Source organism: Methylobacterium sp. 391_Methyba4, from assembly GCF_029691625.1.
In the GTDB taxonomy this organism is placed as follows: Bacteria; Pseudomonadota; Alphaproteobacteria; order Rhizobiales; family Beijerinckiaceae; genus Methylobacterium; species Methylobacterium fujisawaense.
The window spans coordinates 2,017,562-2,030,541 of the sequence record NZ_CP121475.1; the positions used below are offsets into that span (position 1 = coordinate 2,017,562).

At 72.2% G+C, this 12,980-nt stretch carries 12 protein-coding genes; 5 read left to right on the top strand and 7 right to left on the bottom strand.

Going from position 1 to position 12,980, the window contains the following annotated elements; all coding sequences use genetic code 11:
- Nucleotides 1-163 precede the first annotated feature (163 nt).
- A complete protein-coding gene (locus tag P9K36_RS09415; RefSeq protein WP_278307269.1) occupies nucleotides 164-1,066 on the top strand; it encodes a hypothetical protein in 903 nt (300 codons plus the stop codon).
- 24 nt (nucleotides 1,067-1,090) lie between these two features.
- Here the strand turns inward: P9K36_RS09415 and P9K36_RS09420 are convergent, their stop codons facing one another.
- The gene (locus tag P9K36_RS09420; protein ID WP_043357650.1) at nucleotides 1,091-1,366 is read right to left on the bottom strand and encodes a YiaA/YiaB family inner membrane protein; all 276 of its coding nucleotides are present in this window, start codon (nucleotides 1,364-1,366) and stop codon (nucleotides 1,091-1,093) included.
- A 48-nt stretch (nucleotides 1,367-1,414) separates the two neighbouring features.
- Nucleotides 1,415-2,101 carry a PspA/IM30 family protein gene (locus P9K36_RS09425; protein WP_043357652.1) on the bottom strand — a complete coding sequence of 229 codons (687 nt, stop codon included), beginning with the start codon at nucleotides 2,099-2,101 and terminating at the stop codon, nucleotides 1,415-1,417.
- 107 nt (nucleotides 2,102-2,208) lie between these two features.
- Between P9K36_RS09425 and P9K36_RS09430 the strand changes: the two genes are divergently transcribed.
- Together P9K36_RS09430 and P9K36_RS09435 are read left to right on the top strand one after the other, a co-directional pair.
- Nucleotides 2,209-2,835: a TetR/AcrR family transcriptional regulator gene (locus P9K36_RS09430; RefSeq protein WP_043756762.1), complete on the top strand. Its 627-nt coding sequence runs from the start codon at nucleotides 2,209-2,211 to the stop codon at nucleotides 2,833-2,835.
- Nucleotides 2,836-3,057: 222 nt separating this feature from the next.
- Nucleotides 3,058-4,098 carry an ABC transporter substrate-binding protein gene (locus tag P9K36_RS09435; protein ID WP_051975949.1) on the top strand — a complete coding sequence of 347 codons (1,041 nt, stop codon included), beginning with the start codon at nucleotides 3,058-3,060 and terminating at the stop codon, nucleotides 4,096-4,098.
- 22 nt (nucleotides 4,099-4,120) lie between these two features.
- Here the strand turns inward: P9K36_RS09435 and P9K36_RS09440 are convergent, their stop codons facing one another.
- Both P9K36_RS09440 and P9K36_RS09445 read right to left on the bottom strand, forming a co-directional pair.
- Nucleotides 4,121-5,698 carry a DHA2 family efflux MFS transporter permease subunit gene (locus P9K36_RS09440; protein WP_043357661.1) on the bottom strand — a complete coding sequence of 526 codons (1,578 nt, stop codon included), beginning with the start codon at nucleotides 5,696-5,698 and terminating at the stop codon, nucleotides 4,121-4,123.
- Nucleotides 5,695-6,963 (bottom strand): HlyD family secretion protein, encoded by a 1,269-nt coding sequence (locus P9K36_RS09445; RefSeq protein ID WP_043756763.1) that lies wholly within the window; start codon nucleotides 6,961-6,963, stop codon nucleotides 5,695-5,697. Before P9K36_RS09445 ends, P9K36_RS09440 begins: the two co-directional genes overlap by 4 nt.
- Nucleotides 6,964-7,040: 77 nt before the next feature.
- Here P9K36_RS09445 and P9K36_RS09450 point away from each other — a divergent pair, with 77 nt between their 5' ends.
- Complete coding sequence (locus P9K36_RS09450; RefSeq protein ID WP_051044827.1) at nucleotides 7,041-7,715, top strand: TetR/AcrR family transcriptional regulator; 675 nt, start codon at nucleotides 7,041-7,043, stop codon at nucleotides 7,713-7,715.
- Between the two features lie 201 nt (nucleotides 7,716-7,916).
- A complete protein-coding gene (locus tag P9K36_RS09455) occupies nucleotides 7,917-8,627 on the top strand; it encodes a cell cycle transcriptional regulator TrcR (protein ID WP_043352024.1) in 711 nt (236 codons plus the stop codon).
- Nucleotides 8,628-8,775: 148 nt separating this feature from the next.
- Here the strand turns inward: P9K36_RS09455 and P9K36_RS09460 are convergent, their stop codons facing one another.
- The 3 genes from P9K36_RS09460 to P9K36_RS09470 all read right to left on the bottom strand — a co-directional run bounded on the left by P9K36_RS09460 (nucleotide 8,776) and on the right by P9K36_RS09470 (nucleotide 12,721).
- Nucleotides 8,776-10,125 carry an MFS transporter gene (locus P9K36_RS09460; protein WP_278306926.1) on the bottom strand — a complete coding sequence of 450 codons (1,350 nt, stop codon included), beginning with the start codon at nucleotides 10,123-10,125 and terminating at the stop codon, nucleotides 8,776-8,778.
- Between the two features lie 157 nt (nucleotides 10,126-10,282).
- Complete coding sequence (locus P9K36_RS09465) at nucleotides 10,283-11,308, bottom strand: histone deacetylase family protein (protein ID WP_274927533.1); 1,026 nt, start codon at nucleotides 11,306-11,308, stop codon at nucleotides 10,283-10,285.
- A gap of 9 nt (nucleotides 11,309-11,317) precedes the next feature.
- On the bottom strand, nucleotides 11,318-12,721 hold the full coding sequence (locus tag P9K36_RS09470; protein WP_278306927.1) for an HD domain-containing phosphohydrolase: 1,404 nt from the start codon (nucleotides 12,719-12,721) through the stop codon (nucleotides 11,318-11,320).
- Between the last annotated feature and the right edge of the window lie 259 nt (nucleotides 12,722-12,980).

Consider the following 12,980-nt stretch of genomic DNA (forward strand, 5'->3'; position numbering starts at 1 on the left):
AGAAGGCCCCGGGCCCGATCCGGTTCCCGCAGCGCAGCTATGGCGGAGCGGCCGGGTGGCAATGGGTCGACGACTGGGTCGACGAACGGGTTGACGCGCGGGGGCGACGGGCGCGCGGAAACTAAGCCGCAGTTCCGTCCGTGCGGGGCGGCCCTATCTTGAGCTGCCGGCATTCGCGTCGGTCTGGGAGCGGACACTGGGTCGGGCGCACATCATCGGCATCCACGGGCTCGCCAACAAGCCGCCCCGGGATGAGAAGGCCGCCTGGTGGCGCGCCGCGATCCGCGAGGGGCTCGACCGCAATCGCGGGCTCCGGGTGGCGGAGGCCGACCTGCCCTTCACCTTCGTCTACTGGGCGGACCTGCGCTACCCGCAGCCGCTCGCGGGCGACCGCAACCGCGAGCCCTACCGCCCCGATCACGGCCTCGGGCCGTTCCCCTCCCCGGCGGGGGAGCCGGACCGCGCCGAGCCGACCCTCACCGACCGGATCTATCGCGGCCTGTCGCACCTGCAGGAGGCCGCCGGGCTGACGCCGGTGGACGACCTGATCCTGGAATACCGTCTCGACGATCTCTGGGGCTACCACGAGGACGCGGCCTTCCGGGCGGCGGCGCGGGCGCGCCTGCGCGACGTCCTGGCGGCGGCCGCGGCGGATACCGTGCTGATCGCCGCGCACTCGATGGGCGGCCTGATCGCCTACGACGTTCTGCGCGCCGCCGAGGCGGAGGGGACGCCGATGCCCCGCTGCGCCCTGGTCACCCTCGGCGCCCCTCTCGGCCTCGCCGAGCTGAAGCTGAAGCTCGCCGACGCGCACGGCGACCTCCGGGTGCCGGCGGCGCTCACCGCCTGGACCAACCTGATGGACCGCCAGGACATCGCCACGGTGGGCGACGACCTCGCGGCCCTCTACGCGCCGAATGCCGCCGGCGTGCGGGTGCGGGACGTGCCGGTGATCAACGCCTACCGGAGGCCGGACGGCGCCGAGAACCGGCACAAATCCTACGGCTACCTGCGGACCCCGGAATTCTCCCGGGTGGTCGCCGCGTTCCTGGAGGCTGCGGACTGAGCGGCGCCGACCTCGGGGATCGGCTCAGAGCCGGCCCGGCACCGCCTCCCGCAGGACGCGCTCGGTGGCGGCGTCCTCGATCTTGTTGATCAGCCGTTTCGCCTCGTGCTCGTCGCGCAGGGTCTTGGCCAGGGTGAAGGTCGTGCCCGTGAGGAACAGCGACGCCATGGCGAGGTAGCCTTTGATCCAGATATCCGCGGGCAGGAAGAAGATGCCGATCGTCAGCATGGCGGCGGCGGCGGCGAAGCTGACCAGCGTGAAGGTCTTCCAGGCGCCGGTATGGGGCATCTGCGGTGTCATGGTGCGGTCTCCTGAGGAAGGATCGGATGGGGGTTCGTGCGGCGCCGGTCAGGCCCCGGCCCTGAGGCGGTCCAGCACCGCCCGCGGGTCCGTGCGGGGGCGGCCGTAGCCCGCCGCCTCGAGATCGGCCTCGATCCCGCCCGCGGTCCCGGCCTCGAGATCGGCCTCGAGCTCGGTCAGCGCGGCGGCGACGTCCGCCTCGGCCGCCTGCCGCTCGCGCAGGCGCGCCAGCGTCCGCTCGGCCTCCCCGAGGGCCCCCGCCGACAGGGTCGTGACCCGGCGGCCCTCGAGGCCGGCCCGCCGCAGCGCCTCGGTGGTGCGGGCGGTCTGGAGCCCGCGGTCGAGATCCCGCAGCCGCTCGCCGCCCTGGGCGACGAGGCGCTTCAGCCGCTCGACCTCGGCGGCGAAGCGTTCGGCGGCGGCCCGGCGGTCGGCCCGCTCGTCCTCCAGCGCGGCGATGTGGATCGCCGCCCCGGTCCCGAGATCCTCGCGGCCGTCGGCCAGCGCCCGCCGCGCCCCGTCCGACAGGGTGTCGATGCGGGTCCCGATGGCGTCGAGGGCGCGCATCTCGGCGGCGTGGTAGGCCAGGGCGACGGCCAGTTCCCGCCGGGCGGCCGCCAGGGCTCCGGCGGCCTCCCGGATCTGCTGGCGCAGGATCGTCACGGCATGGGCGTCGTGGATCGCCTGGGCGTTGTCGGCGATTACGCCGCGCATCAGGAAGGAGAGGGTCCTCATCACGGTTCACCTCGCGAAGAACGACGGGCCGGATCGCATCCGTAATTTATTGAACGTCGTTCATGAAACAGGTAAAACACGCGGCGCGCCGCGTCGCAAGGGATAAAATGAACGAGGTTCATAAAAAAGTGCGCGGACGGCCGCGGAAGGAGCCGGGCGACCGCGCGGCGGATCGCCGGGCCCTGATCGAAGCCGCGGTGGCGATCTTGAACGCGGGCGGCGCGGCGGCGCTGACCGCCCGCGGCGTCGCGGAGCGGGCCGGCACGGCGGTGGGCTCGGTCTACACGCAGTTCGACAGCCTGGAAGTGCTGCGGCTGGAGGCCAACGCCGTCACCATGCGGCGGCTCCGGGACGCCCTCACGGAGGCGCTGGCGGCCTGTCCGTCGCGGGGGACGGAGGCGCGGCTCCTGTGCCTGGCCGATGCGTATCTCGCCTTCGCGGCGGGGCACCATGCCGCCTGGGCGGCGATCTTCGAGCGCCGCACCGTGGCGGCGCCGGATTCGGTGCAGGCCGACATCGCGGCCCTGTTCGGGATCCTGGAGGGGGTGCTGCGCGACGGCGGCCGCCTCGCCGAGGCGGAGATCCCCGTGATGGCGCGGGCGCTGTGGTCCAGCGTCCACGGCATGACCTATCTCGCCGATCTCGGCAGCCTCGGGCCCCTCGGCGTGGACGACGTGCGGCCGATGATCGACGCGCTGGTGCGGGCGGCGGTCCGGGGCTTCTCGGCGGGCTGAGTGCCCGCGACGGTGGCGGCCCCGGCGCGGGCGCTGCGTCCGGCGGTGCGGAGCCTGCCCGATCGTCGGCCGCGCCGGTCGCGCATCGGGGGACGTTGCCGCGCCGGAATCGGCGGATCGGGGCGGCGGGGCCTTGCGCGCGCCGACCCGAACCTGTCCACTCGCGCCCAACGACACATCCGGATCGGACACGAATCCGCCGGGGTCACAGGGAGATGCGTCATGGTGGGTACGTCGCGGACGGGCGCGTTGCTGCTGGGCTGCCGCCGGCTCCTGCGGGCAGGACCGGCCCTCCTGCTGGCCGGGCTGGCGCTCGCCTCCCCCGCCCGGGCCGACGACGCCAAGGTGCGGATCAGCCGGCAGCCGGGCTTCGTCTACCTGCCCGCCGTCCTCGCCGAGCAGCACAAGCTGATCGAGAAGCACGCCAAGGCCGCCGGCCTCGGGGACGTCGCGGTGGAGTGGGTCAACCTGACGAGCGGTGCCGCCGGCAACGACGCGCTGCTCTCGGGCAATATCGACATCGTCGACAGCGGCTCCACCAACATGCTGCTGCTCAACGACCGGACGCGGGGCGACGTGAAGGGCCTGTGCGGCGTCGGCACCACGCCGATGCTGCTGCTCACCCGCAACCCGGACGTGAAGACCCTCGGCGACTTCTCCGGCAAGGACAAGATCGCCCTGCCCTCCGTGAAGGTCTCCTCGCAGGCGGTGCTGCTCCAGATCGCCGCCAAGAAGGCCTTCGGGCCCGAGAACGCCACCAAGCTCGACCCGCTCACCGTCCAGCTCGGCCATCCCGACGCGGTGGCGGCGCTGGCGAGCCCGCACAACGAGATCAACAGCCACTTCTCGCTGCCGCCGTTCCAGCAGCGCGAGCTGCAGGATCCGGCGATCCACACGGTGCTGAACTCCTTCGAACTCGTCGGCGAGCCGGTGAGCAACGCGATCCTCTACGCCCGGACCGGCTGGTACACCCGAAACCCCAAGCTCGCCGCCGCCATCGTGGCTGCGATCGACGAGGCCAATGCCGCGATCGCCCGGGACCCGCTCCAGGCCGCCAAGGATTACGTCGCGGCCACCAACGAGAAGACGCCCCCCGAGACCCTGGTCGCGATCATGAAGGAGCCGGGCACGAACTTCTCCACCACCCCCTACGGGATCATGCTCCAGGCCCGGCATTTCTACGCGATGAAGACCATCAAGGCCGAGCCCAAGGACTGGAAGGACACGTTCTTCCCGATCGTCCACAACCTGCCGGGGAAGTAGCCCCCGGCGTCGCATCGGCCCGTCAATGCGCCTCCACCGGCCCGGCGGCGCGCTGGGGCTTCTTGAGGATCGCCACCACGGCGAGGCTCGCCACGAGGCTCACCCCCACCAGCCAGAACCCGTCCGCGTAGGCCATGACGGTGGCCTCGCGGCGGACCTGTTGCGCCAGCATGCCCAGAGCCGCGCCCTTGGCGGCCAGCGGGTCGGCGATGCGGGCGTGCATCCCGGCGGCGAGCGCCGCGAGCCGGTCCTGGGTGCGGGTCGCGTTGACGGTGATCGCCTCGGCCAGCACCGAGAAGTGGAAGTGCTCACGCCGGTCGATCATGGTCGACAGCAGGGCGATGCCGATCGAGCCGCCGAGGTTGCGCATCATGTTGGACAGCGCCGAGGCGTCGGCGGTGTCGCGCGGGCCGAGGCCCACGGTGGAGAGCTGCGAGAGCGGGATCGTGAACAGCGGCTGGCCGATGGCCCGCATGAGCTGCGGCAGGATCAGCTGGTCGGCGCCGACATCGTGGGTCAGGCCGACATTGATCCAGCAGCTCGCGATGAAGAACAGCGTCCCGGTGACCACGAGCAGCCGGGCGTCGACGGCGCGCATGAGCAGGGGCATCATCGGGAACAGGACCAGCTGCGGCAGGCCCGACCACATCACCACGGTGCCGATCTGCTCGGCATTGTAGCCCTGGATCTGCGCGCAATAGACCGGGATGATGTAGATCGACCCGAACGACACCGCGCCCAGCACGGTCATCAGCACGCAGGCGCCCCCGACCGAGCGGTTGGCCAGGACCCGCAGGTTGATGAAGGGCTTGGCCGCCGTCAGCTCGCGGACGATGAAGCCGGTGATCCCGGCGACGGCCAGCCAGCTCGCCTCGACGATCACGGGCGAGCCGAACCAGTCCTTGCGCTGCCCCTCCTCCAGCACGAAGGTCAGGGCCGGCAGCCCGGTCGCCATCAGGCCGATGCCGATCCAGTCGCCCTTGAGCAACTCGCCCCAGCGGGCGGGCGCGGCCTCGAAGGCGCCGAGCTGGATCGCCGCCGCGATCGGCCCGAAGATCAGGTTCAGGTAGAAGATGTAGTGCCAGGACAGGTTGTCGGTGAGCCAGCCGCCCACCGTCGGGCCGATGGCCGGCGCGAAGGTCGCCGTCAGGCCGAACAGCGCGATGCCCACCGCCTGCTGGCTCTTCGGCAGCCGCGTGCGCACGATCACGATGGCGGTGGGGATCAGCACGCCGCCGGTGAAGCCCTGGCCCGCCCGGAACAGGATCATCTGGCTCAAGCTGGTCGAGAGCGCGCAGGCCAGCGAGAAGGCGGTGAACAGCAGGGTGTTCACCGCGAGGTAGCGGCGCAGGCCGATCACCGAGGACAGCCAGCCGGTGAGCGGGATCACGATGATCTCGGCCATCAGGTAGGCGGTGGAGATCCAGCTCCCCTCCTCGGTGGAGGCGCCGAGCGCCCCCTGGATGTCGGCGAGCGAGGCGTTGGTGATCTGGATGTCGAGGATCGCCGTGAAGGCGCCGAGGATCGCGCCGAACACGGCGAGCCAGTCCCGGGCGCTCGCCTTCGCCTCGGGCCCGGCCACGGCCGGCACGGGGCTCATCGGGGCAGGGCCTCGCTGACCAGCGCCGGGGCGGGCTTCGGCCTGCGGCGGGCGGGATCCACCGGCTCCACCGGGTCGGCGGTGTGGACCGTCGCCTCCACCGACAGGCCAGGGCGCAGGCGGCCGACGAGCGGGTCGGCGGGATCGAGGGCGACGCGCACGGGCACGCGCTGCACCACCTTGGTGAAGTTGCCGGTGGCGTTCTCCGGGGGCAGCAGCGCGAATTGCGAGCCGGTGCCCGGGGAGAAGCTCTCGATCCGGCCCTCGAATGCATGGTCGCCGAAGGCGTCGACCGTGACGGTGACGCGCTGGCCCTCGACCATGTGCCCGGTCTGGGTCTCCTTGAAGTTCGCTACGAGGTAGATGTCGCGGCCCATCGGCACGAGGGTCAGGAGCCCGGTGCCGGGGGAGACCACCTGCCCGATCCGCAGCGCCCGGTCGCCGGCCACGCCGTCGATGGGCGCCAGGATGGTGGCGTAGCTGAGGTCGAGCTTCACCCCCTCGACCTTCGCCCGCGCCCCTTCGAGGCTCGCCCGGGTGCTGGCCTCCAGGGCCTTCAGGCTGTCGATCTGCTTCTGCGCGGCGTCGAGCGCGGCGGCGGCCTTGTCGCGGGCGGCGTGGCGCTGGCGCAGGTCGGCATCCGCCTGCTGCTGGCGCTGCACCGTGCCGGAGCCGGTCTGCAGCAGGTTCTGATAGCGGGTGTATTCCTGCTGCGCGAAGGTCAGCGCGGCCTCGGCATTGGCGAGGTCGGCCCGCGACGAGGCGACCTGCGCCTGCTGCTGGATGATCGCGGCGGCGACGCCCAGGACCTGCGCCTTGTCCTTCTCGACCTCGGCCTCGGCCTGCTTGAGCTGGACCCGGTAGGACCGGTCGTCGAGGCGGGCGATGACGTCCCCGGCCTTGACCGGCTGGTTGTCGCCGACCCGCACCTCCGCGACGGTGCCGGCGATGCGCGGGGCCACCGTCACCTTGTCGGACTGGAGATAGGCGTCGTCGGTCACCTCGAGGAAGCGGCCGACGGTCCACCAGTGCCAGCCGTAGGTTCCGGCGCCGCCCAGCGCGAGAACTCCGAGGAGGGGCAGCACGATCCGCGCGCGGCGGCGACGCGGCGCCGATGCGGAGGCCGGCGCAGGGACCTGGGCCGGGGTCTGGGTCTGGGCCGGGACCTGGGCCGGGACCTGGACCGCGGCGGCGACCGGGGCGGGCGCCGGGGCACCCGCGACCGGGTCGGCACTCTTGAAGCTGTCGCTGCGACGTGCGTCCATCGGGTCTGGCCAGAATCAAAACGGTACGGTATCGTTTTGATAATGCGCGGGACGGCTTCGGGCAAGGAGAATCGCGGGTGACGGTCACGGAGATCGCGGGAGCGGAGGCGGGACAGCGGCGGGGCGGCCGGCCGACGCGCGCGGAGGCGGTCCGGCGCGAGGCGCACCTGATCGCCGTGGCGACCACCCTGTTCCTGGAGCGCGGCTTCGACGCCACCTCCATCGACGCGGTGGCCGAGGCCGCCGGGATGAGCAAGCCGACGGTCTATGCCCGCTACCGCGACAAGCGGGCCCTGTTCGAGGCGGTCCTGCGCGAGCGGATCGCCGCGTGGCTGGCGCCGCTCTCCGCCGCCGCCGAGGCCCAGGCCGCGCAGGGCGGGAGCGACGACGTCGAGACCGCCCTGCAGGATCTCAGCCGCACCCTGCTGGCCCACGGGCAATCGCCGGGGGCGGCCATGCTCAAGCGCAACCTCGTGGCCCAGGCCCTGCAGTTTCCCGAACTGGCGCGGCTGGCCCACGAGGAGGGCTGGCTGCGGGGCGTGCGCGCCGTGGCGCAGCTGCTCGACGCCTTCGCCCGGCGCGGCCGGATCGCCGTGGCGGATCCCGAGATCGCGGCCGACCTGTTCCTCAGCCTCGTCCTGGGCCGGTCGTCCCAGGCGGCCCTCTACGGCATCGCCACCGATCCGGAGACGCAGGAGCGGCGGCGGCAGGCGGCGGTGCGGCTGTTCCTCGACGGGGTGCGGCCGCGCTGAGGGGCGGCCGGTCGTCCCGGCCCCCGGTGAATCCGCAGGCGGGCTCTCCGAACCGCCGAACCCGTGATTGCGCCCCTCCCCGCCCGGGCCTATAGTGCCTCATCCCCATTCGACAGCGTGAGACGGGACATCCGGATCGGTCATCCGGAGCCCGCGGCCCGATGCCCGGCCCCCGTCCCGCCAGGCCGGAGCACGAGAGACATGTCCCAGGGTCCGCTGATGCCCAAGGCGACCGCCGTCTGGCTGGTCGAGAACACCTCGCTGGCCTTCGAGCAGATCGCCGATTTCTGCAAGCTGCACCCGCTGGAGGTGAAGGGCATCGCCGACGGCGAGGTCGCGGCCGGCATCAAGGGGCTCGACCCGGTCTCCACCGGCCAGCTCACCCGCGACGAGATCGAGAAGGCCCAGAAGGCGCCGCACTACAAGCTGAAGCCGGCCGTCTCGAAGGTGAAGCTGCCGGAGGTGAAGCGCACCACCAAGGGCCCGCGCTACACCCCCCTCTCCCGCCGCCAGGACCGGCCGAACGCCATCCTGTGGCTGCTGCGCAACCACCCGGAGCTGAAGGATTCGCAGATCATCCGGCTGGTGGGCACCACCAAGTCGACGATCCAGCAGATCCGCGAGCGCACCCACTGGAACTCGGGCTCGCTCCAGCCGATGGACCCGGTGACCCTCGGGCTCACCACCCAGATCAACCTCGACTTCGAGGTCCAGCGCGCGGCGGCCGACCGCCCGGCCGCGGTGGCGGCCGAATCCGGCGCCTCGCTGCTGCCGACGGAGGTCTCCACGGCCCGCGAGGCGGACGAGCGGGAGCACGCGGACGATCACGGCGGCCGCGAGGAGCGGCTCGATGCCGATTCGGTCTTCGCCAAGCTCAAGGGCCGGCACCACGACGAGGACGACGAGGACTAGGACCGGCCTCCGCCCTGCCCCCTGGGCCGGGCGGGCCCATGGCGGCCTGTGCAGGATCCGGCCCCCGCTCCACCGGAGTCGGGGGCCGCTTTGCGTCTGGCCGGGCCCGGGACCGCCGGCCGCCGGCGGGGCGGGACCCGGGATCGATCTATTCCGGCAGCGGCCGGCCCCGCGTCTCCGGCATGAACCACGGCACCACGAGGCCGATCACGTAGACGCTCGACAGGGTCAGAGCCGCCGCGGCGACGCCCCCGAAGGCGGTCACGATCTGCCCGGCGAGGATCGGGAAGATCCAGGCGATCAGCCGCGCGCCGTTGAAGACCACGCTCGCCGCCGTCGCCCGCACCGCCGGGGTGAACAGCTCCGCGAGGTAGATCGCCATCCACGAGAAGGCGAAGCCCAGGGTGAAGAACCCGTTCAGGAAGGCGAGCCCCATGAACGGCACCAGCCCGCCGGTCCAGAGGTAGCAGGCGAGCGACGTGACGATGCAGCCGACATAGGTGACGAGCAGGAAGGCGCGGCGGCCGATCGCGTCGGCCACGAAGCCCGAGATCACGTAGGCGGTGATCGCCCCGACATTGTAGATGATGCCCATGCGCGGGCCCCAGAGGTTGGCCGGCTCGCCCGCGGCCTTGGCCAGCCCCTCCGTGTAGGCCGGCAGCCAGGACGAGACCGCCCACCAGCCCACCGTGGTGGCGAACGACATGGCGGTGGCCAGCAGCACCCGCCGCCGGCTCTCCGGCTCCCGAAAGATCTCCGCCAGGGTGAAGGGGCGTTGCGCGGCCCGCGGGGCGTGGCCGGCATCCTCCGCGGTGGCGGCCCAGCGCTGCGCCTTGAGCGCCTGCATCCACTGCTCGGATTCCTCCAGCGCCCGCCGCAGGTACAGGCAGACGAAGGCCGGCAGGGCGCCCAGCGCGAACAGGATCCGCCAGGATTCCGGGCCCAGGGGCTCGGTGGCCGCGAGCACGGCCCACACGATGGCGGCCAGCACCGCGCCGCCGCCGAAGCCCGATTGCAGGAAGCCGCAGCCCTTCGGCCGCGCCCGGTTCGGCCAGGTCTCGGCCACCAGGGCGATGCCGGTGGACCATTCCGAGCCGATGGCGAGCCCCGTGATGAACCGCAGGATCGCGAGCTGCGTGAAGCTCCCGGCTAAGGCGGTCAGCCCGGTGAAGACCGCGTAGCCGAGGATCGAGATCATCATCATGCGCTTGCGGCCGATATAGTCGGCCGCGATCCCGCCCATGAGGCCGCCGATCCCCCAGCCGAGCAGCGTGATGCCGATGGCGAGCCCCACGTAGGAGGCCGGCGCCTGGGCCTGCTCGGGGGTGAGGATCGAGGCCAGCGCCGGACGCAGGGCGTAGACCAGGGCCACCGCCTCGTAGCCGTCGAAGATCCAGCCGAGATAGCTGCCCCACAGGATCCGCCAGTGGCGCCGGGTGAGACCCGCGTACCACGGAGCGCTGGCCGCCTCGCCTAAGCCCACCTCGCCCGCGCCCATCGTCCGTTCCTCCCGCCCGGGACGCGTCGGCGGCGCCCGCCCCGCCCTGATAGGTCGGTTGTGGCATCGGGTCGACCACATCCGGGTAGCCGATCCGGCGCCCCGGCGATCACGATCGCATCACGCCTGCACCGCGGGGGCGGACGCGATGCGGGGCTCAGCGCGCGGCGTCGAAGGCCGCGAGAAAGGCCGCGAGGTTGTCCGGCAGGGCCGCGCAGAGGTAGCCGCCCTCCTGCACCAGGGCCGTGGGCAGCCCGGCCCGGGCGATCCGCTCCGCGGCCCCGACGAATCCCGCCCGGGTCACCGCGAGGGCGCCGATCGGGTCGTCCGCGGCGGCGTCGAGGCCCAGCGCCACCACGAGGGCCCGGGGCCGGTGCGCGGCGACAGCCGCGAGACCCGCCTCCAGGGCCTCGAGCCAGGGCGCGTCCCCCGAGCCCGGCGGCAGCGGCAGGTTGCGGTTGAACCCCGCCCCCGCCCCGGTCCCGGTCTCGTCGGCGTAGCCGGCGAAGAACGGGAAGTAGTCGGACGGGTCGGCATGGACCGAGACCGTCAGTACGTCGGCGCGGGCGTAGAAGATCCCCTGCGTGCCGTTGCCGTGATGGACGTCGATGTCGAGGATCGCCACCGGGCCGCCGGTGGCGGCGCGCATCCGCTCGGCCGCGATGGCGCTGTTGTTGAGGAAGCAGAAGCCGCCGGCGGACTCCGCGTAGGCGTGGTGGCCGGGCGGGCGGCACAGGGCGTAGGCGTGTCCCGCCGCGAGGGCCGCGTCGGCGGCCGCGACCGCGCATTGCGCCGACCCGTAGACCGCCGCCCAGGTGCCGGCGCGGATCGGCGTCGAGGTGTCGGCGGTGTAGAGGCCCAGCCGCCCGAGGAGGCCGGCGGGCCTCCGGTGCATCTGCGGCCGGGCGAAGGATCCGGTCAGGATCTCGTCGCCGATGTCGGGGATCTCGCCCCGGCGCGCCCAGGCCTCGGCCAGGAACGCCACGTAGTCCGGATCGTGCACCGCCCGGATCGGGTCGAGGCCGTGATCGGCCGGTTCGCCGAGGTCGTGGCCGCCCCGCAGGGCCGCGTCGTGCAGGATCGCGTAGCGGGCGGCCTGCTCGGGATGCGGGATCGGCGTGCCGCGCCGCAGGTAGCGTTCGGGATCGTGCCGGCCTGAATCGGGCGTGTGGAAGATGCGCATGCCGGAAGGTTAGGGGCTCCCGGGGGATGCGTCATCCGCCCGGCCCGCGCTCAGATGAGGTAGACGGTGCCGTCCGCGCGGAACACCTTGGGGCATTTCGCCCCGTCGACCAGGCGCCGGGCCGCGTCCAGGGAGATCCGGCGGGCCAGGGCGATCTCCGGCAGCGTCTTCCAGGTCGTGGTCATGGTGCGGCTCCGTCCGTGATCCGTGCGAGTCCGCGATCAACGGCGCAGACGAGCCCGGGTTCACCGATGGCGTCAGGAGCGCCTCGGGGCTGCTGACGCGCCATCCCGCCGGGGCCGGCGACGGGGCGGCGACCTCGCGGAGCAGGGTCGGCACCCGCGCCCAGGGTTCGGTGACCGGCCCCGCATTCGGCCGCATCCCCGCCCGGTTCTGCCCGCCGGCGATGCGGATGTCCGGGAAGCGCGCGCAGAAGGCCTCCACGCAGGCCGGGTCGAAGTGGCGGCCGCTGTCGGCGCGGATGCAGTCCAGGGCCGCGTCGAAGGGCAGCGCAGCCTTGTAGGGCCGCGCGGTGGTCAGGGCGTCGAACACGTCCGCCACCGCGACGATCCGGGCCGAGAGGGGAATCGCGGCGCCGACGAGCCCGTGCGGGTAGCCGCCGCCGTCCCATTTCTCATGGTGAAACTCGGCGATCTCGGCGGCCAGCCGGATCAGTTCGGAGGCGCTCCCGCCCAGGATGCGCCGGCCGATCGCCGGATGCGTCTTGATCAGGTCGAACTCGTCCCGGTCGAGCCGGCCGGGCTTGAGCAGGACGCCGTCCGGGATGCCGACCTTGCCGACATCGTGCAGGGGCGCCGCGAGATAGAGGTTGCGGCAGACATCCGGCGCCAGCCCGAGCCCCTCGGCGACGATCTGGCTGTAGCGGGCCACCCGCCATGTGTGATCGCCGGTGTCGTTGTCGCGGTACTCGACCGCCAGCGCCAGGCGGAAGATGATCTCCTCCTCGCGCTCGCGCATGTGGCGCAGGGCGGCCTCCACCGCGCCGTCGAGCCAAGCCGCCTGCTCGGCGAGCCGCCGCACCGCCCGGGCGAGCCGGATCATGTTGCGCAGCCGGACGGTGAGTTCGACGCCCTGCATGGACTTGTCGAGGAAATCGGTCGCCCCCGCCTCCAGGGCGGCGAGCCGCACCGCGTCCGAGATGTCGCTCGTGATCATCACGATCGGCACCTGCGCGTAATGCGGGATGGTCCGCATCTGCCGGATGAAGGCGATCCCGTCGATGCCGGGCATGTGGCAGTCGACCAGGACGATATCGAAGGCCCGCATCCGCGCCTCGACCATCGCGGCGACCGGGTCGCCGTGATCGGTGACGGACATGTCGGGCTTGGCCTCCAGCAGGCGGCGGAGGCGCATCCGCATGGTGGCGCTGTCGTCGACGAGGAGCGCGTCCATCAGCGGTGCCCAGACCGGTTCGCGGGCGTATCGGAGCCGGAGCGCCGCAGGCGATCGCGGGACGGCCGGTCGATCCAATGTTCTGACGCAGAAGCCATCGTCGCGAAGCCTTGCAAGACTATTCGATGATCATTGAGACATGCGGCGTTAACGTCCGGTAAATCTGAATTGAAACAGGATTGCTGATATTTGTAGAATTATTGACTTTTGCGGGGGCCATATTTGGATTGTTCCGAAATTGACCCGGATTTTCTAAGTC